Annotated in this window: 23 protein-coding genes; 17 read left to right on the top strand and 6 right to left on the bottom strand. The window is 58.1% G+C overall.

The features are described 5' to 3' along the window. Positions 1-34: 34 nt before the first annotated feature. Positions 35-616, top strand: a complete 582-nt coding sequence (gene grpE, locus B3797_RS13600; RefSeq protein WP_120457655.1) for a nucleotide exchange factor GrpE — start codon at positions 35-37, stop codon at positions 614-616. Positions 617-675: 59 nt separating this feature from the next. On the opposite strand, the gene ung is transcribed toward grpE, so the two are convergent. Next, positions 676-1359 carry a uracil-DNA glycosylase gene (gene ung / locus B3797_RS13595; protein ID WP_120457467.1) on the bottom strand — a complete coding sequence of 228 codons (684 nt, stop codon included), beginning with the start codon at positions 1357-1359 and terminating at the stop codon, positions 676-678. Between the two features lie 254 nt (positions 1360-1613). Here ung and grcA point away from each other — a divergent pair, with 254 nt between their 5' ends. Then, entirely contained in the window at positions 1614-1997 is a 384-nt protein-coding gene (gene grcA / locus B3797_RS13590; RefSeq protein ID WP_311782966.1) for an autonomous glycyl radical cofactor GrcA, read from the top strand. Positions 1998-2214: 217 nt separating this feature from the next. On the opposite strand, the gene srmB is transcribed toward grcA, so the two are convergent. Continuing rightward, positions 2215-3543 (bottom strand): ATP-dependent RNA helicase SrmB, encoded by a 1329-nt coding sequence (gene srmB / locus B3797_RS13585; RefSeq protein WP_311791344.1) that lies wholly within the window; start codon positions 3541-3543, stop codon positions 2215-2217. A 155-nt stretch (positions 3544-3698) separates the two neighbouring features. Here srmB and trmN point away from each other — a divergent pair, with 155 nt between their 5' ends. Further along, positions 3699-4448: a tRNA(1)(Val) (adenine(37)-N(6))-methyltransferase TrmN gene (gene trmN, locus B3797_RS13580; protein ID WP_311782964.1), complete on the top strand. Its 750-nt coding sequence runs from the start codon at positions 3699-3701 to the stop codon at positions 4446-4448. On the opposite strand, the gene nadB is transcribed toward trmN, so the two are convergent. After that, the gene (gene nadB / locus B3797_RS13575; RefSeq protein WP_311791343.1) at positions 4433-6055 is read right to left on the bottom strand and encodes an L-aspartate oxidase; all 1623 of its coding nucleotides are present in this window, start codon (positions 6053-6055) and stop codon (positions 4433-4435) included. The genes trmN and nadB overlap by 16 nt on opposite strands. 431 nt (positions 6056-6486) lie before the next feature. On the opposite strand from nadB, the gene rpoE reads away from it, so the two are divergent. The 11 genes from rpoE to acpS all read left to right on the top strand — a co-directional run bounded on the left by rpoE (position 6487) and on the right by acpS (position 15841). After that, positions 6487-7065: an RNA polymerase sigma factor RpoE gene (gene rpoE / locus B3797_RS13570; protein WP_010617748.1), complete on the top strand. Its 579-nt coding sequence runs from the start codon at positions 6487-6489 to the stop codon at positions 7063-7065. 27 nt (positions 7066-7092) lie between these two features. Next, positions 7093-7746 (top strand): anti-sigma-E factor RseA, encoded by a 654-nt coding sequence (gene rseA / locus B3797_RS13565; RefSeq protein ID WP_311791342.1) that lies wholly within the window; start codon positions 7093-7095, stop codon positions 7744-7746. Beyond that, on the top strand, positions 7746-8702 hold the full coding sequence (rseB, locus tag B3797_RS13560; protein WP_311782961.1) for a sigma-E factor regulatory protein RseB: 957 nt from the start codon (positions 7746-7748) through the stop codon (positions 8700-8702). The genes rseA and rseB overlap by 1 nt, the downstream gene beginning before the upstream one ends. Then, complete coding sequence (rseC, locus tag B3797_RS13555; RefSeq protein WP_120457480.1) at positions 8699-9163, top strand: SoxR-reducing system protein RseC; 465 nt, start codon at positions 8699-8701, stop codon at positions 9161-9163. Before rseB ends, rseC begins: the two co-directional genes overlap by 4 nt. A 218-nt stretch (positions 9164-9381) precedes the next feature. Next, entirely contained in the window at positions 9382-11181 is a 1800-nt protein-coding gene (gene lepA / locus B3797_RS13550; RefSeq protein ID WP_311782960.1) for a translation elongation factor 4, read from the top strand. Between the two features lie 9 nt (positions 11182-11190). Continuing rightward, positions 11191-12165, top strand: coding sequence for a signal peptidase I (gene lepB / locus B3797_RS13545; RefSeq protein ID WP_311782959.1), 975 nt, complete (start codon positions 11191-11193; stop codon positions 12163-12165). 133 nt (positions 12166-12298) lie between these two features. Beyond that, positions 12299-12979 carry a ribonuclease III gene (gene rnc, locus B3797_RS13540; RefSeq protein WP_081142359.1) on the top strand — a complete coding sequence of 227 codons (681 nt, stop codon included), beginning with the start codon at positions 12299-12301 and terminating at the stop codon, positions 12977-12979. 45 nt (positions 12980-13024) lie between these two features. After that, a complete protein-coding gene (gene era / locus B3797_RS13535) occupies positions 13025-13930 on the top strand; it encodes a GTPase Era (protein WP_311782958.1) in 906 nt (301 codons plus the stop codon). Positions 13931-13934: 4 nt separating this feature from the next. Then, positions 13935-14663, top strand: coding sequence for a DNA repair protein RecO (gene recO, locus B3797_RS13530; RefSeq protein WP_311782957.1), 729 nt, complete (start codon positions 13935-13937; stop codon positions 14661-14663). 66 nt (positions 14664-14729) lie between these two features. After that, entirely contained in the window at positions 14730-15461 is a 732-nt protein-coding gene (gene pdxJ, locus B3797_RS13525) for a pyridoxine 5'-phosphate synthase (RefSeq protein ID WP_120457490.1), read from the top strand. Further along, positions 15461-15841 (top strand): holo-ACP synthase, encoded by a 381-nt coding sequence (acpS, locus tag B3797_RS13520; RefSeq protein WP_120457492.1) that lies wholly within the window; start codon positions 15461-15463, stop codon positions 15839-15841. The genes pdxJ and acpS overlap by 1 nt, the downstream gene beginning before the upstream one ends. On the opposite strand, the gene B3797_RS13515 is transcribed toward acpS, so the two are convergent. Then, a complete protein-coding gene (locus B3797_RS13515) occupies positions 15838-16086 on the bottom strand; it encodes a YfhL family 4Fe-4S dicluster ferredoxin (protein WP_311782955.1) in 249 nt (82 codons plus the stop codon). The two genes, acpS and B3797_RS13515, sit on opposite strands and share 4 nt — an antisense overlap. 50 nt (positions 16087-16136) lie before the next feature. Then, complete coding sequence (locus B3797_RS13510) at positions 16137-16976, bottom strand: MurR/RpiR family transcriptional regulator (RefSeq protein WP_311782954.1); 840 nt, start codon at positions 16974-16976, stop codon at positions 16137-16139. A gap of 170 nt (positions 16977-17146) precedes the next feature. On the opposite strand from B3797_RS13510, the gene yfhb reads away from it, so the two are divergent. Beyond that, complete coding sequence (gene yfhb, locus B3797_RS13505; protein ID WP_311782953.1) at positions 17147-17785, top strand: phosphatidylglycerophosphatase C; 639 nt, start codon at positions 17147-17149, stop codon at positions 17783-17785. A gap of 71 nt (positions 17786-17856) precedes the next feature. Beyond that, positions 17857-18354, top strand: coding sequence for a tRNA adenosine(34) deaminase TadA (gene tadA / locus B3797_RS13500; RefSeq protein WP_311791341.1), 498 nt, complete (start codon positions 17857-17859; stop codon positions 18352-18354). A gap of 34 nt (positions 18355-18388) precedes the next feature. Here the strand turns inward: tadA and mltF are convergent, their stop codons facing one another. After that, positions 18389-19846: a membrane-bound lytic murein transglycosylase MltF gene (gene mltF / locus B3797_RS13495; protein WP_311782951.1), complete on the bottom strand. Its 1458-nt coding sequence runs from the start codon at positions 19844-19846 to the stop codon at positions 18389-18391. A gap of 265 nt (positions 19847-20111) precedes the next feature. Between mltF and purL the strand changes: the two genes are divergently transcribed. Next, the gene (purL, locus tag B3797_RS13490) at positions 20112-24002 is read left to right on the top strand and encodes a phosphoribosylformylglycinamidine synthase (RefSeq protein WP_311791340.1); all 3891 of its coding nucleotides are present in this window, start codon (positions 20112-20114) and stop codon (positions 24000-24002) included. Positions 24003-24389: the final 387 nt, after the last annotated feature.

Genomic DNA, 24389 nt, shown 5'->3' with positions numbered 1-24389 from the left:
TGGCGAGATGAATGTGCAAAACGCGGAGAAATTCATGAGTAGTAAAGAACAGAACACCCCAAACGAGCAAGTCTCAGACGAAATTCAACAGGATCAGCAACAACCTCAGGAAGCGGAGACGGCAGTAGAGGTGGATCCGCGTGATGAGCGTATTGCTCAGCTGGAAGCTGAACTGGCGCAGTCTCAGTCCGGCGTACGCGACGCCCAGCTGCGCGCGCAGGCGGAAATCGAAAACATCCGTCGCCGCACCGAAATCGACGTTGAAAAAGCGCACAAATTCGCGCTGGAAAAATTCGCCAACGAGCTGCTGCCGGTTATCGACAGCCTTGAGCGCGCGCTGGAAGTGGCGGACAAAGAGAACCCTGAGCTGGCTTCGATGATTGAAGGTATCGAGCTGACCCTGAAATCGCTGCTTGGCGCGGTGCGTAAGTTCGGCGTTGAAGTTGTCGGCGACACCAACGTGCCGTTTAACCCGGAAATTCATCAGGCTATGTCGATGATGGAATCGGACGACGTGGCGCCTAACCATGTGATGATGGTGATGCAGCGCGGCTATACCCTGAACGGTCGCCTGCTGCGTCCGGCGATGGTTGCGGTCGCGAAAGCCAAAAGCTAAGCACGAAAGCAAAGAGAATCAGACGGCCGCGCAGTGACGCGGCCGTTTTTATTTGCGGCTCAGCTGGCGGGCAGCTGCGGCATCCAGTCGATGGGCGTTTCGCCCGCCTGCTTCAGCAGCGCATTCGCCTGCGCGAAGTGTCCGCAGCCAAAGAAGCCACGATGCGCGGAAAGCGGTGAGGGATGCGGTGCCTGTAACACATGATGGCGCTGTCGATCGATAATGCTGCCTTTCTTCTGCGCGTGCGATCCCCAGAGCAGGAACACTACGCCTTCGCGATGCTCGTTGATCGCAGCGATCACGTTGTCGGTAAAGGTCTCCCAGCCGAAGCGCGCATGGGAATGCGCCTTGCCCGCCTCGACGGTCAGCACCGTATTCAGTAGCATCACGCCCTGTTTTGCCCAGCTCTCCAGAAAGCCGTGTTGCGGACGTTTAAAGTCGGGAAACTCCTGCTCCAGCTCTTTATACATATTCTGTAAAGAGGGCGGCACCGGCACGCCCGGCAGGACGGAGAAGGCCAGGCCATGCGCCTGATTCGGGCCGTGGTAGGGATCCTGACCCAGAATAACGACCTTCACATCACCAAGCTCGGTCAGGCGAAACGCATTGAAGACATCTTTCTGCGGCGGATAAACCGTTACGCCAGCCGCCCGTTCGTTAGCCACCAGTTTTAGCGTTTCATTAAAGTAGGGCTTCTCTTTCTCTTCGGCCAGCACGTCGTGCCAGGTCAGTTTATCCGTCATGATTTGCTCCCTTAAAGATCGGTCTCTTAAGCTTAACGTTTCACCGCGTCAGGTAGAAGGTAAAAAATATTTGAAATTTACAAAATATTTTTTAACTAAAAAGAGTATCTGAATCAAATAATTGAAATTAGCAGTGAAATACGTGGCTGTGGAAATTGACTGAGGTCAAAGTCACTCCAGAGGGCAGGTGTTATATCAGGACATTAATACTTACCGCGCTGAGCAGGATAGCGCCTCGTTGTGGAGAACTGACTATGATCACAGGCATTCAAATTACCCAAACCAACAATCCCGACTTAATAAACTCTTTCTGGCTGATCGACGACGAAAAAGCGGAAGCGCGCTGCCTGTGCGCTAAAGCGGGCTACGAAGAAGATCAGGTAGTGGCTGTCAGCGAGCTGGGCGAATTCGCTTACCGCGAAGTGCCAATGGAGATGAAACCGCAGGTGCGTATTGAGGGCGGTCAGCATCTGAACGTTAACGTGCTGCGTCGCGAAACGCTGGAAGATGCGGTTAAGCACCCGGAAAAATATCCGCAGCTGACGATCCGCGTTTCAGGTTACGCGGTGCGTTTTAACGCGCTGACGCCGGAACAACAGCGTGACGTGATTACCCGTACCTTTACAGAAAGCCTGTAACGGTAGAACTTTAGAGGGCTGCAGAAAAAGCATCCACTTCGTTGTTAAATATATGTTGCTGATAAAGCAACAAATCTCCTTTTTTTAACCTTAACAGCGTTGCCGGAACTGCATCCCGCAGCCCAGAGCCTTTGGCTAAAGGGGATAACGGCTGTTTTACCAGCTTAACTAAAAAAAATCGCCTCAGTTGAGGCGATTTTTTTATAGCGGTGCTGATTTATTCCGCATCGCCGCTGGCTGGCGCGGCAGCGCTTGGCTTGCGGCGTTTGCCTACGTTTTTGGCGTCGCGGTGACGCTTCTTCACGCGCGGTTTTTCCGCTTCGCTCTCTTTTTTCTCTTTCCGTTTCGCAAGCGCTTTTTTCGACGGTTTTCCGGTGGTCTTGGCGCTTGGCGCGCGCGTGACCGGACGCAGCTCATCAACGACGCGCGGCTTCAGCGGTTCGTTCAGGTAGCGGCTGATTTTACCCAGCAGCAGATGATCGTGCGCTTCCACCAGCGACAGCGCGGTGCCTTTACGGCCGGCGCGCGCGGTGCGGCCGATACGGTGCAGATAGGTATCGGCGGTGCGCGGCATATCAAAGTTAAAGACGTGGCTGACATCTTCGATATCAATACCGCGCGCGGCAACGTCGGTCGCCACCAGCACGTTGACGCGGCCGTCGGTGATGCGTTTGATCGCTTCGGTGCGCTTGGCCTGCACCATTTCACCTTCCAGATAGCAGCTGCGGATCCCCGCATCGTGCAGCCACTTCACCAGCTCATGCAGACGCTCACGCTTGCGCACGAAGACGATCGAACGCGTGACGTCCGGCTGCTTCAACAGGTGGATCAGCAGTTTGGTTTTATGTTCCAGATCGTCAGCGCGGTAGTACCACTGCTGGATCTTTTTGCGTTCGCGACGGCTCGGATCGGCTTCAACTTCTACCGGATCGTTAAGCAGACGCTCAGCGAAATCTTTGATCGCATTGCCTTCCAGCGTGGCGGAGAAGAGCATGGTCTGCTTACGCCAGCGGGTTTCGCCTGCGATGGTTTCGATATCCTGCGCGAAGCCCAAATCCAGCATGCGGTCGGCCTCGTCAAGAATTAAGGTCTCAACGGCGCGGCAATCGAAGTTCTCTTCTTTGATGTACTGAAGCAGACGACCGGTAGTCGCCACCACCACATCCTGGTTCTCGCTGAACACTTCCGCATGGTTCATATACGCCACGCCGCCGGTGATGGTCGCGATATCCAGGTGAGTGTGTTTCGCCAGTTCACGCGCATGGTCGGCGACCTGCATCGCCAGCTCGCGCGTGGGGGTCAGGATCAGGATGCGCGGCGGGCCTGACTTTTTACGCGGGAAGTCGAGCAGATGCTGCAGTACCGGCACTAGATAAGCGGCGGTTTTCCCGGTTCCGGTAGGCGCCGAACCCAGAACGTCGCGGCCCTCCAGCGCGGGCGGGATCGCCTCGGCCTGAATTGCTGTCGGGCGCGTGAAGCCTTTTTCCTGCAGGGTTTCCAGCAGGCTTTCGTCGAGTTCGAGTTCGGAAAATGTGGTTACGGTCATGGTCTACCTCAGTTTGGGGCGCTGATTATAGACAGATCAAACGCAATCTTCATCTGTTAATCCGCAGCGGCCAGCCCACTACGTGTATTCCTCAGGCTGTCACGTTACACTGAAGCGCTGCCGTACGGCAGGAAAAAAGGTAATGGTTGCAGAGTATGACGCAGGAAAAGCCGCATGTGCGGCCATTGTTAAAAAGAAACGGTTTTACCTTCAAACAATTTTTTGTGGCGCACGACCGCTGCGCCATGAAAGTGGGCACTGACGCTATTTTGCTGGGCGCATGGGCGCCGGTAGCAAACGTGCGCCGCGTGCTGGATATCGGCTGCGGCAGCGGGCTAATTGCCCTGATGCTGGCGCAGCGCACGCCGGATTCAGTGATCATCGACGCGGTGGAGCTGGATGTCGCCGCCGCGCAGCAGGCGCAGGAAAATGTCGCGCAGTCGCCCTGGCCAGCGCGCGTGCACGTCCATCAGCAGGATATTGTCGCCTTTGCCGACAGCTGCGGCCAACGCTATTCATTAATTGTCAGCAATCCACCCTATTATCCGCCCGATGTCGCCTGCGCGACGCCGGAGCGCGACGTGGCCCGCTCGACGGCGACGCTGGATCACGCAAGCCTGCTGCGCTGTGCCGCGCGTCTGATCGAGGAAGAGGGCTTCTTCTGCGTCGTGCTGCCGGAAGCCGTTGGGCAAACGATGATCGCGCTGGCGCAGAAAGAGGGCTGGCATCTGCGTTTCCGCATCGACGTGGCGGAGTATGCGCATCGGCCGCCGCATCGCGTGCTGCTCGGCTTCTCCCCCAGCGCGGGCGAAACCCTGCTGGAAAGAATGGCGATCCGCAATCAGGATACGCACTATTCAGAAGTCTGGTGCAGCCTGACGCGCGATTTTTATCTCTTTATGTAAGAGGGCGTTAAAACCGTCGGCTTCGCTTCAGGCAGCATATCAGGATAGTCGCGGGTAAAATGAAGCCCGCGGCTCTCTTTACGCGCCATCGCACAGCGCACCATCAGTTCGGCAACCTGCGTCAGATTGCGCAGCTCCAGCAGATCGCTGGAGAGCCGGAAATGTGCGTAATACTCGTCGATCTCCTGCTGTAACAGGTTAATGCGACGCAGCGCGCGCTCCAGCCGCCGCGTGGTACGCACTATCCCAACGTAATCCCACATAAACAGCCGCAGCTCGTGCCAGTTGTGCTGGATAACCACGCGCTCGTCCGCATCGTCTACGCGACTTTCATCCCAGGGCGGCAGGGCGTGGAGCGTTTCCCTTTGCGGCAGCGTCTGAAGCAGATCCTCCGCCGCCGACCAGCCGTACACCAGACACTCCAGCAGCGAGTTGGACGCCATGCGGTTGGCGCCGTGCAGCCCGGTGCAGCTTACTTCGCCGATGGCGTAGAGCGCGTCGACATCGGTGCGTCCGCGCGCGTCCACCATGACGCCGCCGCAGGTGTAGTGCGCGGCAGGCACGATGGGGATGCGATCCCGCGTCAGGTCGAGGCCAAAGCCCAGCAGCTTTTCATAAATGGTCGGGAAGTGGGCGCGCACGAATTCCGGCGGCTGGTGGCTGATATCAAGATAAAGGCAGTCAACGCCGAGCCGTTTCATTTCATGGTCAATTGCGCGCGCCACGATATCGCGCGGCGCCAGTTCGGCGCGCTCATCGAAGTCCGGCATAAATCGCGTGCCGTCGGGCCGCAGCAGCCAGGCACCTTCGCCACGCAGCGCTTCGGTCAGCAGAAAGCTGTGCGCGTCAGGATGAAACAGCGACGTAGGATGGAACTGGTTAAATTCAAGATTGCCGACGCGGCAGCCAGCGCGCCACGCCATCGCAATACCGTCGCCAGAGGCGACATCGGGATTGGTGGTGTACTGGTAGACTTTTGCCGCGCCGCCGGTTGCCAGCACTACTGCACGCGCGCTGCAGGTTTCGACCCGTTCGCGATTGCGGTTCCAGATCCAGGCGCCGACCACGCGGCGCGAACCCGCAAGGCCCAGCTTGTCTGAAAGGATCAGGTCTACCGCATTGGCGCGCTCAAGAATGCGGATACGGGGATGACTCAACGCCTGGCTCACCAGCGTCGTCTCGACGGCGCGCCCGGTCACGTCCGCGCTGTGCAGAATACGCCGGTGGCTGTGGCCGCCTTCGCGCGTCAAGTGATAGGGCATATCGCCCGCCGCCAGCGGATCGCGATCAAAAGCGACGCCGTGGTCAATCAGCCACTGCACGCAGTGACGCGCATTACTGGCGACAAAAGAGACCGCTTCGCGATCGCATAAGCCAGCGCCGGCGATCAGGGTATCTTCCACATGCGACTCAATGCTGTCGGTCTCATCGAACACCGCGGCGATGCCGCCTTGCGCATAAAACGTCGAGCCTTCGCTGACCTGCGCTTTGCTCAGCACCAGCACGTCATAGTGCGCCGCCAGCCGCAGCGCCAGCGATAAACCCGCCGCGCCGCTGCCGATAATCAAAACATCGCACTGGTAATCCGCAGAGTCTCTATGTGCCATAGTGTTTAATTTACTAAACAAGGGTGGTTTGAGAATAAGCGTTTCCCCTGTCCTTGTGAAGTATTTTAAACCAGGCGGGCGCTGACGCAGATTAATTAACAGGCAGTTATACGTAAAATCAACTAATTACAAAAACGCTTATTTAAAGCTTGTTTTTTATATAAAACGTAGCGACCGTAAAGGATTTAAAGATGAAAAAGCCTCCGTCATAAGGTACTCTGCCTGCGATTCTGCGTTGATAGCCGCAGTCTGGATTACACTGTCTAGAGAATGAAAAACAAATGACAGCGTATCTGGAATAGTCATCATTAGCGCGTTAAGCGAACTTTTTGCCGCACCACGACTCTAAGCGCATGCTTGCTCAGAACCATGAAGATGTGCTGGCAGTTCCTTTTACGCATTTAAAAGAATTTGGGGAGACATTACCTCGGATGAGCGAGCAGTTAACGGATCAGGTACTCGTAGAACGGGTGCAGAAGGGAGATCAGAAGTCATTTAACCTACTGGTCATTCGTTACCAGCATAAAGTGGCGAGCCTGGTTTCCCGCTATGTTCCGTCGGGAGACGTGCCTGATGTCGTGCAGGAGTCCTTTATTAAAGCGTATCGCGCGCTGGAATCCTTCCGCGGCGACAGCGCGTTTTATACCTGGCTTTATCGTATTGCGGTCAATACCGCAAAAAATTACCTGGTTGCTCAGGGGCGTCGTCCGCCATCCAGCGATGTGGATGCGATCGATGCAGAAAATTTCGAAAGTGCGGGCGCGCTAAAAGAAATTTCGAACCCTGAGAACTTAATGTTGTCAGATGAACTGAAACAAATCGTCTTTCGTACCATTGAGGCACTCCCTGAAGATCTGCGTATGGCAATCACGCTCAGGGAGCTGGACGGACTGAGCTACGAAGAGATCGCCGCCATTATGGATTGCCCGGTCGGTACAGTGCGTTCACGTATCTTCCGTGCGCGAGAGGCCATTGATAATAAAGTTCAACCGCTTATCCAACGTCAGTGATAACGGCTACTGGAAGGGTACTTAGGCATGCAGAAAGAACAACTTTCCGCTTTGATGGATGGCGAGGCGCTCGATAACGCGCTGCTGTCAGCACTATCTCAGGATGCAGAGCTGCAACGGCGCTGGACAAGCTATCATCTGATCCGCGACACCATGCGCGGCGATGTAGGCGAAGTGCTGCACTTCGATATCTCCGCACGCGTCGCGGCGGCCCTCGAGCAGGAGCCCGCCCGCAAAGTTACGCCGCTGATTGTCGAATCACAGCCTGAACCGGCCAGCGTTGCGAAGATGCCTTTCTGGCGCAAAATGCGTCCCTGGGCGGCTCAGCTGACGCAGGTCGGCGTAGCGGCGTGCGTATCGCTGGCGGTTATCGTGGGCGTACAGCACTACAACCAGCCGAGCGGCACCACCGCAGAGCCGTCTGAATCGCCGGTGTTCAATACGCTGCCGATGATGGGCAAAGCTTCGCCGGTTAGCCTCGGCGTGCCGTCTGACGCCTTCGACACCAGCGGCGCCACTCAGCAGGTTCAGGAGCAGCGCCGTCGCGTCAATGCCATGCTGCAGGACTACGAACTGCAGCGTCGTCTGCATTCCGATCGTCTGCAGTTTGAAACCAATGCGCCGCAGCAGGCGCAGGCGAACGTTCCCGGCAATCAGTCTTTAGGTACGCAACAGCAGTAATGAAGCAGCTTTGGTGCGCCGTTAGCCTGCTGGCAGGCAGCCTGCTTTGTTCATCTCCCGCCCCGGCGCAGACCTCTGCGTCCGGGGCGTTGTTACAGCAGATGGAGCAGGCAAGCCAGACCCTCAATTACGAATTCGCTTATATCAACGTCTCGCGTATAGGGATTGAATCGCTGCGTTATCGTCATGCAGTCATCGATAACCGCATCTATGCGCAGCTGTTGCAGATGGATGGCCCGCGCCGGGAAGTGATCCAGCGCGGGAACGATATCAGCTACTTCGAACCCGGCCTCGATCCTTTCTCTCTGCCGGGCAAACATATCATTGATGCCTTGCCGTCGCTGATCTTCGCAGATTTCTCTCAGCTCGCTAACGCCTGGGATTTTATTCCGGTAGGCCGCTCGCGCATCGCCGATCAGCTGTGCGAGGTGATTCGCATCGTCTCGCGCGACGGCACGCGCTACAGCTATGTGGTATGGCTGGATGTGGATACCAAACTGCCGCTGCGAATCGATCTGCTGGATCGCGATGGCGAAACCCTGGAGCAGTTCCGGGTGATCAGCTTCGCGGTCGATGAAGGCGTGCGCAATCTTATGCAGGGGCTGCAAAAGGCTAATCTGCCGCCGTCGCTTTCGGTGCCGGAAGGGGAGAAGGTCAAACTCAGCTGGCAGCCTGGCTGGGTGCCGGCGGGTATGAAGCTTATTTCGCAGAGCCGCCGCGACATTCCGGCCATGAACAAAACCGTAGAGTCGCAGCTTTACAGCGACGGCCTGTTCAGCTTCGCCATCAATATTACCCCGGCCGATAAAAGCAGCGTCACGCAGACATTGCGCACAGGACGTCGAACGGTCCAGACCGAAGTGCGCAATAATAGCGAAATCACCGTGGTGGGCGAACTGCCGCCCGCGACGGCAAAACGCATAGCGGACAGTATTGATTTGGGGTCGCAACGATGATGAGAGAGTGGGCCACGGTAGTGGCATGGCGTGACGGCATCGCTACGCTGCATACAGAGGCGAAAACCTCCTGCAACAGCTGTTCAGCGCGTAAGGGCTGCGGCAGCCATATGCTCAATAAGCTGGGGCCGAAAGACGCTCACGTGATGGAAATCGTCAGCGCGACGCCGTTACAGCCCGGTCAGCGCGTTGAGCTGGGCATTAAAGAGAGCAGCCTGCTCGGTTCGGCGCTGCTGGTTTATATGACGCCGCTGTTTGGACTGTTTCTGCTGGCGGGTCTGTTCCAGGCGCTGTTCCACAGCGATCTGGCGGCAGCCTGCGGCGCGCTGCTCGGCGGCATCGGCGGTTTTATCGTCGCGAAAGGCGTCTCGCTGAAGGTAGGCGATCGCGCCGCTTTTCAGCCCATCATCCTGAACGTTGCGCTTCCGCCCGACGCCCTGCGGGTGGAAAGCGAAGCGTGATCCTCTGCCAGGCCGCGTATATCGCGGCCTTTTAGCGCCTGTTTCTCGCCAAAAAGTGTTGTGATTCCGCAACGTTCCATTCTTTTATGCGCGGCCTTAACAGTGTAATATGCGTCGTCATTAATGAGGCTGACAGGATTGTAGGTAAAGAGCGATCTTCCTGAATGTGTCTGTGCTCAGGTTCTCAACTGTTTTTCTACGTGAAGATATTCATATAAATGAAGCACATAAGAAACTTCTCCATCATCGCGCACATCGACCACGGTAAATCGACGCTCTCTGACCGCCTGATTCAAATCTGTGGCGGCTTAACCGATCGCGAGATGGCGGCACAGGTACTTGACTCTATGGACCTGGAGCGCGAACGCGGCATTACCATCAAAGCGCAGAGCGTAACGCTCGATTACAAAGCGCTGAACGGCGAAACTTACCAGCTCAATTTCATCGATACCCCAGGGCACGTTGACTTCTCCTATGAAGTATCACGCTCGCTGGCGGCCTGCGAAGGCGCGCTGCTGGTGGTGGATGCAGGACAGGGCGTAGAAGCGCAGACCCTGGCGAACTGCTATACCGCGATCGAGATGGATCTGGAAGTTGTGCCGGTACTGAATAAAATCGATCTGCCTGCCGCCGATCCGGAACGCGCGGCGCAGGAAATTGAAGATATCGTCGGCATCGACGCGACCGATGCGGTGCGCTGCTCGGCGAAAACTGGCGTCGGCGTGCCTGAAGTGCTGGAGCGTCTGGTGCGTGATATTCCGCCGCCGGAAGGCGATCCGGAAGGCCCGCTGCAGGCGCTGATTATCGACTCCTGGTTTGATAACTACCTGGGCGTCGTCTCGCTGATCCGCGTTAAAAACGGCACGCTGCGCAAAGGCGACAAGGTTAAAGTAATGAGCACCGGTCAGGTGTACAACGCCGACCGCCTCGGCATCTTTACGCCGAAGCAGGTTGACCGTACGCAGCTGAACTGCGGCGAGGTAGGCTGGCTGGTTTGCGCCATCAAAGATATCCTGGGCGCGCCGGTGGGCGATACCCTGACTCTGTCGCGTAACCCGGCGGATAAAGCGCTGCCCGGCTTTAAGAAAGTGAAGCCGCAGGTTTATGCTGGCTTGTTCCCGGTAAGCTCTGACGACTATGAAGCCTTCCGCGACGCGCTCGGCAAGCTGAGCCTGAACGACGCCTCGCTGTTTTATGAGCCGGAAAGCTCTACTGCGCTCGGCTTCGGCTTCCGCTGCGGCTTCCTCGGTCTGCTGCATATGGAGATCATTCAGGAGCGCCTGGAGCGCGAATACGATCTCGATCTGATCACTACGGCGCCGACGGTTGTGTATGAAGTGGAAACCACCGGCGGAGAAATTATCTACGTCGACAGCCCGTCTAAGCTGCCGCCGCTGAATAATATCGAAGAGCTGCGCGAACCGATCGCCGAGTGTCACATGCTGCTGCCGCAGGAGTATCTCGGCAACGTCATCACGCTCTGCGTTGAGAAGCGCGGCGTGCAGACCAACATGGTTTACCACGGCAACCAGGTCGCGCTGACCTATGAGATTCCGATGGCGGAAGTGGTTCTCGACTTCTTCGACCGCCTGAAATCGACCTCGCGCGGCTACGCCTCGCTGGACTACAACTTTAAACGTTTCCAGGCCTCTGACATGGTGCGCGTCGACGTGCTGATCAACGCCGAGCGCGTCGATGCGCTGGCGCTGATTACCCACCGCGACAACTCGCAATATCGCGGCCGCGAGCTGGTGGAGAAGATGAAAGATCTGATCCCGCGTCAGCAGTTCGACATTGCGATTCAGGCGGCGATCGGCAACCACATCATTGCTCGCTCAACCGTGAAGCAGCTGCGTAAAAACGTACTCGCCAAGTGCTATGGCGGCGACGTCAGCCGTAAGAAGAAACTGTTGCAGAAGCAGAAAGAAGGCAAGAAACGCATGAAGCAGGTCGGTAACGTTGAGCTGCCGCAGGAAGCCTTCCTCGCCATTCTGCATGTCGGTAAGGACAGCAAATAAGGATCCCCAATGGCTAATATGTTCGCCCTGGTTCTGGCGATAGCGACGCTGGTTACCGGCGTTATCTGGTGTATCGATCGCGTTAAGTGGGCGCCGGCGCGCCGGGCCAAACGAGCGGAAGCGCAGGCTGCGGCAGGCAACACCCTCGATGACAAAACGCTGGCGAAAGTCAGCGGGCAGCCAGGCTGGATTGAGACCGCCGCGTCGGTCTTCCCGGTGCTGCTGGTGGTATTTGTGGTGCGCTCGTTTATTTATGAGCCGTTCCAGATCCCGTCCGGCTCCATGATGCCCACGCTGCTGATTGGCGATTTCATTCTGGTCGAGAAATTTGCCTACGGCATTAAAGATCCTATTACCCAGACGACGCTGATCCCGACCGGTCATCCGCAGCGCGGCGACATCGCGGTATTTAAATACCCGAAAGATCCGAGCCTGGACTATATTAAGCGCGTTATCGGCCTGCCGGGCGACAAAGTGGTCTTTGACCCCTACAGCAAAACGCTGACCGTCAGCCCGAACTGCGCCGCTGGCCAGCGTTGCGCCAGCGCGCTGCCGATCACCTATACCAACGTCGAGCCGAGCAACTTTATTCAGACCTTCAGCGGGTTTGATGGCAACGAGACCGGCAATGGCTTCTATCAGGTGCCGCAGGGCGAAACCATGCGCGGCGGGCTGCGTCTCGGCACGCGCAAAGAGACGCTGGGCAACGTAACGCACGATATTCTGCTGGTAAACGAAGCGCAGAGTCAGGCAAGCATGTATTATCAGCAGCCGGGCCAGCCGCAGGCGACCTGGATCGTGCCGCAGGGGCAATATTTCATGATGGGCGATAACCGCGACAACAGCGCCGACAGCCGCTACTGGGGCTTTGTCCCGGAACGTAATCTGGTCGGCAAAGCGGTCGCCATCTGGATGAGCTTCGATAAGCAGGAAGGCCAATGGCCGACAGGCGTTCGCCTGAGCCGTATTGGCGGCATTCATTGATAAATCTGGCCCCGATTAATGGGCAAAACGGTTGGCCTCCTTCGGGGGGCCACTGCACACTAAACAGATTGCGTTGGAAAGCCAGCCCTGTTTCGTATGCAGAGTCACAGACGCACAAAAGAACTGGAATCGCATGAACCCCATCCTCATTAATAAGCTTCAGCGCAAACTGGGCTACACTTTTACTCATCCGGAACTCTTGCAACAGGCGTTAACGCACCGCAGCGCCAGCAGTAAGCACAACGAGCGTCTTGAATTTCTCGGCGATTCCATTCTCAGCTATGTGATCGCCAATGCGCTCTATCATCGCTTTCCTCGCGTTGACGAGGGCGATATGAGCCGCATGCGCGCGACGCTGGTGCGTGGCAACACGCTGGCGGAGATGGCGCGAGAGTTTGACCTCGGTGAATGCCTGCGCCTGGGACCGGGCGAACTGAAGAGCGGCGGATTCCGCCGTGAATCGATCCTGGCGGATACGGTGGAAGCGCTGATTGGCGGTATCTTTCTCGACAGCAATATCCAGACGGTGGAGAAGCTGATCCTGGACTGGTATCAGACGCGCCTTGAGCAGATTAGCCCGGGCGACAAGCAAAAAGATCCGAAAACCCGCCTGCAGGAGTATCTGCAGGGGCGTCACCTGCCGCTGCCGTCCTATCTGGTGGTGCAGGTGCGTGGCGAAGCCCACGATCAGGAATTCACCATTCACTGTCAGGTGAGTGGCATGGCTGAACCGGTGGTGGGCGTAGGCTCAAGCCGCCGTAAAGCAGAACAGGCTGCTGCCGAACAGGCGTTAATCAAGCTTGGTCTCGAATAGCAACATCCCGGCGCCTGAACAGGCGCTGAATAAGTCAGGACTCGAATGAGCGAACAGAACACCTATTGCGGCTTTGTCGCGATTGTCGGCCGACCCAACGTCGGCAAATCCACCTTACTGAACCAGCTACTGGGGCAGAAGGTGTCGATCACCTCGCGTAAGCCGCAAACCACGCGTCACCGCATTATGGGCATTCACACCGAAGGCGCATATCAGGCCATCTACGTGGATACGCCCGGGCTGCATATGGAAGAGAAGCGCGCCATCAACCGCCTGATGAACCGCGCGGCCAGCAGCTCTATCGGCGATGTCGAGCTGGTGATCTTCGTGGTTGAAGGCACGCGCTGGACGCCGGACGATGAGATGGTGCTCAACAAGCTGCGCGACAATAAAGTGCCGGTCGTGCTGGCTATTAACAAAGTGGACAATATTCAGGATAAGAGCATTCTGCTGCCGCACCTGCAGTTCCTCAGCCAGCAGATGGATTTCCTTGATATCGTGCCGATTTCCGCAGAGAGCGGGAAAAATGTCGATACCATCGCCGCGATCGTGCGCAAGCGCCTGCCGCAGGCGGAGCACCACTTCCCGGAAGATTACATCACCGATCGCTCGCAGCGCTTTATGGCGTCAGAGATTATCCGTGAGAAGCTGATGCGTTTCCTCGGCGCCGAGCTGCCTTACTCGGTAACGGTCGAAATCGAGCAGTTCGTCTCTAACGAGCGCGGCGGCTACGATATCAATGGCCTGATCCTGGTTGAGCGCGAAGGGCAGAAGAAGATGGTGATTGGCAACAAAGGCGCCAAAATCAAGACCATCGGCATTGAAGCACGCAAAGATATGGAAGAGATGTTTGAAGCGAAAGTGCATCTCGAACTGTGGGTCAAAGTTAAATCGGGCTGGGCCGACGACGAACGTGCGCTGCGCAGCCTGGGCTATGTAGACGACCTCTGATCCTATGGAAGGCTGGCAACGCGCCTTTGTGCTGCATAGTCGCCCCTACAGCGAAACCAGCCTGCTGCTCGATCTCTTCAGCGAAAGCCATGGGCGGGTCAGGGTGCTGGCGAAAGGGGCGCGCGCGCGTCGCTCGCAGCTGAAAGGCACGCTGCAACCCTTTACGCCGCTGCTGGTGCGCTGGACCGGGCGCGGCGAAGTCAAAACCCTGACCAAAGCCGAAGCGGTCTCGCTGGCGCTGCCGCTCAGCGGCATCACGCTTTACTGCGGCCTCTACGTTAACGAACTGCTGTCGCGCGTGCTGGAGCAGGAATTTCCCTTCTCAGAACTCTTTTTCGACTATCTGAACTGTTTGCAGACGCTGGCGTCGGGCGAAAGCTCGCCTGAACCGGCGCTGCGCCGTTTTGAGCTGGCGCTGCTCGGCCATCTCGGTTACGGCGTTGACTTTTTGCACTGCGCCGGCAGCGGTGAACCTGTCGCCGACGCGATGACCTACAACTACCGCGAAGAGAAGGGCTTTATCGCCAGTCTGGTCGCGAACCAGCGCAGCTTTACCGGCCGCCAGCTACGCGCGCTGTGGGAACGCGATTTCCCTGACGCTGACACGCTGCGCGCCGCCAAGCGTTTCACCCGTATGGCGCTGAAGCCCTACCTGGGCGGCAAACCCTTAAAGAGCACCGAGCTGTTTCGCCAGTTCGTGCCGAAAAAGCGGCCGGATGCGGCAAGCCCGTAGCGCTGTGCCTGTGCCGCGCGCCGCGGTACACTCTGATTTTACGACATAGTTAAGCTGAGGATTGTCATGGCTGAGTTGCTGTTAGGGGTCAACATCGATCATATCGCCACGGTACGTAACGCGCGCGGCACCCACTATCCCGATCCGGTGCAGGCGGCCTTTGTCGCCGAGCAGGCGGGCGCGGAAGGCATTACCGTACACCTGCGTGAGGATCGCCGCCACATTACCGATCGCGACGTGCGTATTCTGCGCGACACCATCCAGACGCGCATGAACCTGGAGATGGCGGTCACTGATGAGATGGTCGGTATCGCCTGCGATATTAAACCGCATTTCGTCTGCCTGGTGCCGGAAAAGCGCGAAGAGGTAACGACTGAAGGCGGCCTCGACGTGGCGGGCCAGCAGGACAAAATCAATGCGGCGGTTAAACAGCTGAGCGAGGCGGGCATTCAGGTTTCGCTGTTTATCGACCCGGATCATCGCCAGATTGAGGCGGCGGTCGCCAGCGGCGCGCCCTATATCGAAATTCACACCGGCGCCTACGCCGAGGCGGCGGAAGGCCTGCCGCGCGAGGCTGAACTGGCGCGCATCCGTCACGCCGCCACCTTTGCCGCCAGCCTGGGGCTGCGGGTTAATGCCGGTCACGGGCTGACCTACCACAACGTACAGCCGATCGCCGCGCTGCCGGAGATGCACGAGCTGAATATCGGCCACGCCATTATCGGGCGCGCGCTGTTCAGCGGTCTGGCCGATGCGGTAAAAGAGATGAAGCTACTGATGCGGGAAGCGCGTCGCTAATGGCTATTCTCGGACTGGGCACCGATATCGTCGAAATTGAGCGCATCGCCGGCGTGATTGAACGTTCCGGCGATCGCCTGGCGCGACGCGTGCTGAGCGAAGCCGAGTGGCAGCAATATCAGCAGCATCAGCAGCCGGTGCGCTTTCTGGCTAAGCGCTTCGCCGTCAAGGAAGCCGCGGCCAAAGCCTTTGGCACCGGCATTCGCGGCGGGCTGGCTTTTAATCAGTTTGAAGTTTACAACGATGCGCTGGGCAAGCCCGGACTGCGCTTTTTCAACCACGCCAGCGAAGTGGCGGAAAAGCTGGGCGTCAGACAGGTACACGTCACGCTGGCGGATGAGCGCCACTACGCCTGCGCAACGGTGATTATCGAAAACTAGTGGTGCAGCACTACGAACTTCTCCCACAGCGCATCGCGCGATTCGATGTGCTGTGGATCGATAATAATGGTGTTGTCGATAGGGCAGACGCTCTGACAGGTCGGCACGTCGTAATGTCCGACGCACTCGGTACAGCGGCTGGCGTCAATCTCATAGATCTCCGCGCCGAGAGTGATCGCCTGGTTGGGACATTCGGGTTCGCACATATCGCAATTAATGCATCTGGCGGTAATCAGCAGCGCCATCATTTCACCTGATCAGCTAAAAACGGCGCCATTATACTCGCGTTCGCCGCTTAGTTCAGCTTTTTCACCAGCGCTTCGCTATGGCGGATATGGCTGGCGGCGCGTTCTGGATCGTTCTGCACCAGCGCCATAAACAGCAAATCGGTCAACGCCAGCTGCGCCGTGGTTGAGGAGATAGCGGCGCTGCGCGTGCTTTGCTCCTCCGCCACGGTATAGAGACAGTGGGTCGCGGTCTGCTGCAGGCTGTTGGGCGTAAAGCCGGTAAACGCCAGCACGTAGGCGCCGATCTGTGCAGCTTCCTGCGCCGCCAGATTAATCTCTTTCCGCTCGCCGGTGTAGGAGATCGCCAGCAGTACGTCGCCGGGACGCATCGCCTGCACGCTTGCCAGCAGCGCGTGCATATCCTGCTCCGCTACCGCATTGATGCCGATCTTCATCAGCTTCCAGGAAAAATCTTTCGCCACCAGCCCGGAGGCGCCGATGCCCACCAGTACGATGCGCTGGGCGTTTTTCAGCAGGTGCAGCGTCTCGGTCAGCTTCTCTTCGCTGTTGATATCAAGCGTGGCGCGAATAGCGGAAAGCTTTTCGGTCAGCAGCTTCTCGCCCACGGTTTTTAGCGAATCATCGCTAAGAATATGGTTATGCACAGTAATGGCATCGCGATCCGCCAGAGATTCGCTCAGCGCCAGCTTAAGCGCGGGAAACCCCTTATAGCCCAGCTTTTGCGCGAATTTCACCACGCTCGACTGGCTGACTCCCGCCTCTTCAGCCAGTTTTTGCGAGCTGAGATGGCGCGCCCGATCCGGCTGTGACAACAGAAAGTCCGCCAGCCGACGCTCGTTTAGCGCCAGACGCGGATAGAGCTGACGAATGCGCAGCAATGAGCTCATGCCTGGTCCTCGTTTAAATATCCTGCCGCAAGATGCGTATATCCGCTGAAGAATAAACTATTCATCTGGCATTGTAGTAGCTGGAATTAAAAATAGCCGCCGTCGCCGCTGTGGCGGTTGATGGCTACAATAAGGAGCAGGGTGGAGAACAAAACTGAAAGGAGCGTTTTTTGACCAAAGGTACACAACGTCGCGTCGTGTTTTTCGATCTGGACGGCACGCTACATCAGCAGGATATGTTTGGCACTTTTATGCGCTACCTGCTGTGGCGCCAGCCGCTTAACTTACTGCTGGTGGTGCCGCTGCTGCCGGTGGTGGGGCTTGGCTTGCTGATTAAAGGGCGCGCGGCGCGCTGGCCGATGAGCCTGTTACTCTGGTCGATCACCTTTGGCCGTTCAGAGCGTACTCTGCAGCGGCGCGAAGCGGAGTTTGCGCAGTGGTTCCGTCAGCGCGTGACCGCCTTTCCGGTGGTGCAGCAGCGTCTGACTGACTATCTGAGCAGCGACGATGCCGACGTATGGCTGATTACCGGTTCGCCGCAGTCGCTGGTGGAGCAGGTTTACTACGATTCGGCGTTCCTGCCTCGCGTGAAGCTGATCGCCAGCCAGATGCAGCGTGGAGTGGGCGGCCGCGTGCTCGCTATGCGCTGTCTCGGCCATGAGAAAGTGGTTCAGCTTGAGGAGCAGATCGGCACGCCGCTTCAGCTCTACAGCGGCTACAGCGACAGTAAGCAGGATAACCCGCTGCTCTTTTTCTGCCAGCATCGCTGGCGCGTAACGCCGCGCGGCGAACTTCAGCAGCTGGAGTAGGGTTTCATCTTCGAATCTGCGCGCGGGATCGCTATAATGCGCCGCTTTGCTGCTGCCGGGAGTGGGCCTGCGTGAATCAATCTCAAGACGAATACTGGATGCGCCATGCGCTGCGGCTGGCGCGCATGGCCTGGGAGCAGGGCGAGGTGCCGGTCGGTGCGGTGCTGGTGCAGGGCGATCGCGTTATCGGCGAAGGCTGGAACCGGCCCATCGGCCAGCACGATCCTACCGCGCACGCTGAAATTATGGCGCTGCGTCAGGGCGGCAAGGTGCTGGAAAATTATCGCCTGCTTGATACCACGCTCTACGTGACGCTGGAGCCCTGCGTGATGTGCGCCGGCGCGATGGTGCACAGCCGCATCGGGCGGCTGGTTTACGGCGCCAGCGATGAGAAGACCGGCGCGGCTGGCTCGCTTATGGACGTGCTCGGCCATCCCGGTATGAATCATCAGATCACGCTGCAGAGCGGCATACTGGCGGAGGAATGCGCGGCAATGCTGAGCGACTTTTTCCGCATGCGGCGCGAGCAGAAAAAAGCGCTGCGTCAGGCGCAGCGCGGAACGGAATGATGGTGCGCGACGCGCCTGAGCAAATCCCCTGGTCTCAGTTCATCGCAATTTCCGGCGCGACCGCCGGATAACCGCTGCCCAGCTCCGCTTCCTGCGCGGAGCGCTGGGCAAGGCGTTTCTCCTGCTCCTGCAGATACCCCACCAGGCTCAACTGATACTTACGGATATTTTCCACGTAGTTGTAGGCTTCCTGACCGCGCGCGTAGCCGTAAGTGGTCTGCGCGTAATAGCGCTTCTGGCTCAGCATCGGCAGCCGCAGCTTTACATCCGCCCAGCTGTCGGCATTACCGCCCTGTTTCGCGGTGAGCTTGCGCGCGTCCAGCATATGGGCATAACCCATGTTATACGCCGCCAGCGCGAACCAGATGCGCTCCTCCTCAGGAATGGTGTCGGGCACCTTCTCCATCATGCGTTGCAGATAGAGGCTGCCGCCGCGAATGCTCTGTTCGATATCGGTGCGATCCTCAACGTTCACGCTATCGGCGGTGTTGCGCGTCAGCATCATCATGCCGCGTACGCCGGTAGGGGAGGTCGCCAGCGGATTCCAGTGCGACTCCTGATAAGAGATCGCCGCCAGCAGTCGCCAGTCGATGCTGGCCGCATACTTCTCAAACAGCGGCTTGATCTCCGGCAGCGTCACGTCAATAGCGCGTAAAAAGGTGCGGGTATCAACGTAGTCGAAGGTGCCGACGTGGCCAAGATACTTCTCCTCCAGACGCGCCATCGCCCCTTCTTCGCCCATAGAGTTGAAGAAGTCGAGCATGGCGGCATCCAGGCTGCTGTCGTCGCTGTGCGGCACATACCAGGTGACCGGCTCCTCATCGGTGACGTCGAACGCCACCGCCAGCTGCGGATGGATGCGCTGCAGCAGGGCGATGGTAACGGAGTCACCGATGGTGTAGTCGAGCTTGCCGTCGGCTACCGCTTCCAGCAGGGCTTTAGGCGCCTGGTCGGTGGAGATAACCCAGTTAAGATCGGGATACTGCTTATCGCGCGCCGCTTTCAGCGACGAAAGATAGGCTGAGCCGGAAGCGACTCTAAGCTCGCCTTTCAGATCGCCGAGATTCTTCGGGCGCGGCTTATCAACGCGATAGACCAGCTGCTGGGACACAGAGTAGTAGCTCGGCCCGGTTTTGTAGCGCGTCAGCCTCTCATCGTTGTAAATCAGGCCCGCCGCCAGCAAATCCGCCTTGCCGTCGTCAAGATCGTCAAACAGATCGCTGAGGTTTGGGCGCACCGTAACCTTGAGCTTAACGCCCAGGTAGTCGGCAAAACGTTTCGCCAGCTCATAATCCATACCGGCTGGAGATTTATTAACGGTGTAGTAAGTCAACGGGGAATTGATGGTACTGATACGCAGCACTCCCCGTGATTTTATCTGTGAAATCGCATCCTGTCCGTTGCCGTACCACGGGACAGATGGCCACAAAGCCATCGCCAGCAGCAAGGTAACAAGACCGATAAACAGATAGTTTAATTTTAGGCGTTTCAAATAGTTGTCTCTCGCTGGCTCTAAGGCCTCTGTCTTTTAAAGGCAGTATTGATCTTTTTTAAACTCTCAGAGCGAGGGGCATTTTGCGCAACTCAGCAGCGCAGAGCAACTTATAAAGCAGGTTTTGCGCAAATTTCAGGCAATTCCGTGGTCAGAGAAATTATGCGCAAACGGTTTCGTCGGGCGGGGTGTTTCTCTATAATACCGCCCGTTTTCTGCTGTTGTGCCCCTTGAAGCGTCGCACGGCGCTCTGACGAGAGATTAAATGATGGAAATTCTGCGTGGTTCGCCCGCCCTGTCGGCATTTCGTGTAAACAAACTGCTGACCCGCTTTCAGGACGCTCACCTGCCGGTGAGTGACATTTACGCCGAGTACGTCCATTTTGCCGATGTCAGCGCACCGCTGAACGCTGATGAAAAAGCGCGCCTGCAGCGCCTGCTGAAATACGGTCCTTCTCTCGCCGAACATGCGCCGCAAGGCCGTCTGCTGCTGGTCACGCCGCGTCCCGGCACCATTTCGCCCTGGTCTTCCAAAGCGACAGATATCGCGCACAACTGCGATCTGCCGCAGGTGCGACGCCTGGAGCGCGGCCTGGCTTTCTATGTGCAGGCGCCGCAGCTGACGGAAACGCAGTGGCAGGCGCTTCAGTCGCTGCTGCACGACCGCATGATGGAGACCGTCTACAGCGATTTTTCGCAGGCAGAGGCGCTTTTCGCCCATCATGAGCCGCAGCCGCTGAAGAGCGTAGACGTGCTGAATAACGGCCGTCAGGCGCTGGAAGAGGCTAACCGTACGCTGGGTCTGGCGCTGGCGGACGATGAAATCGACTACCTGCTGGAGGCTTTCCAGCGCCTCGGACGCAACCCGAACGACATCGAGCTCTATATGTTCGCGCAGGCCAACTCTGAGCACTGCCGTCATAAAATCTTCAACGCCGACTGGATTATCGACGGCGAAAAACAGCCGAAGTCGCTGTTTAAAATGATTAAAAATACCTTTGAGACCACGCCGGATCATGTGCTGTCAGCCTATAAAGACAACGCAGCGGTTATGGAAGGCTCAGAGGTAGGGCGCTTCTTCGCCGACGCGCGCAAAGGCGAATATGAATACCATCAGGAAGCAGCACATATCCTGATGAAGGTAGAAACCCATAACCACCCGACGGCGATCTCGCCGTGGCCAGGTGCGGCGACCGGCTCCGGCGGTGAAATCCGCGACGAAGGCGCCACCGGGCGCGGCGCGAAGCCGAAAGCCGGTCTGGTCGGTTTCTCGGTGTCGAACCTGCGTATCCCAGGCTTTGAGCAGCCCTGGGAAGAGGATTTCGGCAAGCCGGACCGCATCGTCAGCGCGCTGGACATCATGACCGAAGGCCCGCTGGGCGGCGCGGCGTTCAATAACGAATTTGGGCGTCCGGCGCTGAACGGCTATTTCCGCACCTATGAAGAGCAGGTCAGCAGCCATAACGGCGTTGAGCTGCGCGGCTATCACAAGCCGATTATGCTGGCGGGCGGCATCGGCAATATCCGCGCCGACCACGTGCAGAAAGGTGAAATTACCGTCGGCGCGAAGCTGATCGTACTGGGCGGCCCGGCGATGAATATCGGCCTGGGCGGCGGGGCGGCCTCATCTATGGCCTCCGGCCAGTCAGACGCCGATCTCGATTTCGCCTCGGTGCAGCGCGATAACCCGGAAATGGAACGCCGCTGTCAGGAGGTGATTGACCGCTGCTGGCAGATGGGCGAAGAGAACCCGATTCTCTTTATCCACGACGTAGGCGCGGGCGGTCTCTCCAACGCCATGCCGGAGCTGGTGAGCGACGGCGGTCGCGGCGGCCGTTTTAACCTGCGCGATATCCTTAACGATGAGCCGGGCATGAGCCCGCTGGAAGTGTGGTGTAACGAGTCGCAGGAGCGCTACGTGCTGGCGGTGGCGCCAGAGAAGCTGGCTGAATTCGACGCGCTGTGTCAGCGCGAGCGCGCCCCTTACGCCGTTATCGGCGAAGCGACCGAAGAGCAGCACCTGAGCCTGAGCGACAGTCATTTCGACAACACGCCTATCGACATGCCGCTTGACGTACTGCTGGGCAAAACGCCGAAGATGACGCGTGACGTAGTGACGCAGCAGGCAAAAGGGGAGCCGCTGCTGCGCGACGGCATTACCCTCAGCGATGCGGTAAACCGCGTGCTGCATCTGCCAGCCGTGGCGGAGAAGACCTTTCTCATTACTATCGGCGACCGTACCGTGACCGGTATGGTGGCGCGCGACCAGATGGTCGGCCCGTGGCAGATCCCGGTCGCGAACTGCGCGGTTACTACCGCCAGCCTCGACAGCTATCACGGCGAAGCCTTTGCGTTGGGCGAACGCGCCCCGATCGCGCTGCTCGATTTCGCCGCTTCGGGCCGTCTGGCGGTGGGCGAAGCGCTGACCAACCTTGCGGCGACGCAGATTGGCGATCTCAAGCGCGTGAAACTCTCCGCTAACTGGATGGCCGCCGCAGGTCATCCGGGCGAAGATGCAGGCCTGTACGAAGCGGTCAAGGCGGTAGGCGAGGAGCTTTGTCCTGCGCTCGGCATCACTATCCCGGTGGGCAAAGACTCTATGTCGATGAAAACCCGCTGGCAGGAAGGCGTCGAGCAGCGCGAAATGACCGCGCCGCTGTCGCTGGTGATCACCGCCTTCGCCCGCGTGGAAGATGTGCGCCGCACCGTGACGCCGCAGCTGCAGGCAGAGGGTGAAAACCTGCTGCTGCTGATCGATCTCGGCAACGGCGCGAATACGCTGGGCGCGACCGCGTTGTCGCAGGTTTATCGTCAGCTGGGCGACAAACCGGCCGACGTGCGCGATGCGCAGCAGCTGGCTGGCTTTTTCAATGCGATGCAGGCGCTGGTGGCGCAGCAGAAACTGCTGGCTTACCACGACCGCGCAGACGGCGGCCTGCTGGTGACGCTGGCGGAAATGGCCTTTACCGGCCACTGCGGCATCGATGTCGATATCGCCGCGCTGGGCAGCGACGCGCTGGCGGCGCTCTTTACCGAAGAGCTGGGCGCGGTTATTCAGATTAAAGCGGAAGATCGCGATGCGGTTGAGAAGGTACTGGCGGAGCAGGGACTGGCAGGCTGCAGTCACGTTCTGGGCAGCGCGCAGCGCGGCGATCGTTTTGTTATTCGTTCCGGCGACAGCGCGATCTACAGCGAAAGCCGCACCACGCTGCGCACCTGGTGGGGCGAAACCAGCTGGCAGATGCAGCGTCTGCGCGATAACCCTCTCTGCGCCGACCAGGAGCATGAGGCGCGTAAAGACGATAACGATCCCGGCCTGAACGTTCACCTGACCTTTAAACCGGAAGAGGATATCGCTGCGCCGATGATTGCTACCGGCGCGCGTCCGCGCGTCGCAGTGCTGCGTGAGCAGGGCGTTAACTCCCATGTTGAGATGGCGGCTGCTTTCCACCGCGCTGGCTTCACGGCGGTTGACGTGCATATGAGCGATCTGCTCGCGGGACGTCGCGGGCTGGAAGAGTTCCAGGCACTGGTGGCCTGCGGCGGTTTCTCTTATGGCGACGTGCTGGGCGCTGGCGAGGGCTGGGCAAAATCTATTCTGTTCAACAACCGCGTGCGCGATGAGTTCGAGAACTTCTTCCATCGTCCGCAGACGCTGGCGCTTGGCGTGTGCAACGGCTGCCAGATGATGTCGAATCTGCGCGAGCTGATCCCGGGCAGTGACCTCTGGCCGCGCTTTGTGCGCAACCAGTCTGAGCGTTTCGAAGCGCGCTTCAGCCTGGTTGAAGTGGCCGTCAGCCCGTCTCTGCTGCTGGACGGCATGGCAGGCTCGCATATGCCGATTGCGGTCTCTCACGGCGAGGGCTTTGTGGAAGTGCGTGACGGCGCGCATCTGGCCGCGCTGGAGTCGAAAGGTCTGGTCGCGCTGCGCTTTATCGATAACTACGGTAAAGTCACCGAATCTTACCCGGCTAACCCGAACGGCTCGCCTCACGGCATTACGGCGGTAACGAACGAAAGCGGGCGCGTCACGATTATGATGCCGCACCCGGAGCGCGTATTCCGTACGGTGAGCAACTCCTGGCATCCGGCTGAGTGGGGCGAGGATAGCCCGTGGATGCGCATCTTCCGCAATGCGCGTAAGCAGCTAGGATAAATCTGGTAAGCAGGCAAAAAGGAGACAGCGATGTCTCCTTTTTTTATAAGTGTTGGGAAACAGCGACATTTCCCCTTTAGGCTGTCTCTAAAAGGAGACATATATCTTACTGATAAATAACCCATAATCGCGTGCTGGGCAGATGTGTTGGTATTTGGCGACAGATATGCGCTTCAGCTTTCGCGCATCACGGCGGCAATAGCCGCTAACGCGGGCAACCGTCTGAAAAAAAATGCTATTTATTTTCTGGCACGAAGTTTGCTAATATCACTACGTGGCTCATTCTCCTGTTTATGATTGCCCCGCACTGCGGCAGAGCTCATAAAAACTGAATGACGCACCAAACGGAGCCTGCCGTCCACCAGCCGATAATCGCTTGCTTTGCAA

It is taken from the genome of Pantoea sp. UBA5923 (genome assembly GCF_002431095.1).
GTDB lineage: Bacteria > Pseudomonadota > Gammaproteobacteria > Enterobacterales > Enterobacteriaceae > Pantoea > Pantoea piersonii.
The sequence above is the reverse complement of the archived record's forward strand: the minus strand, read 5'-3'. Positions and strand labels throughout refer to the sequence as shown.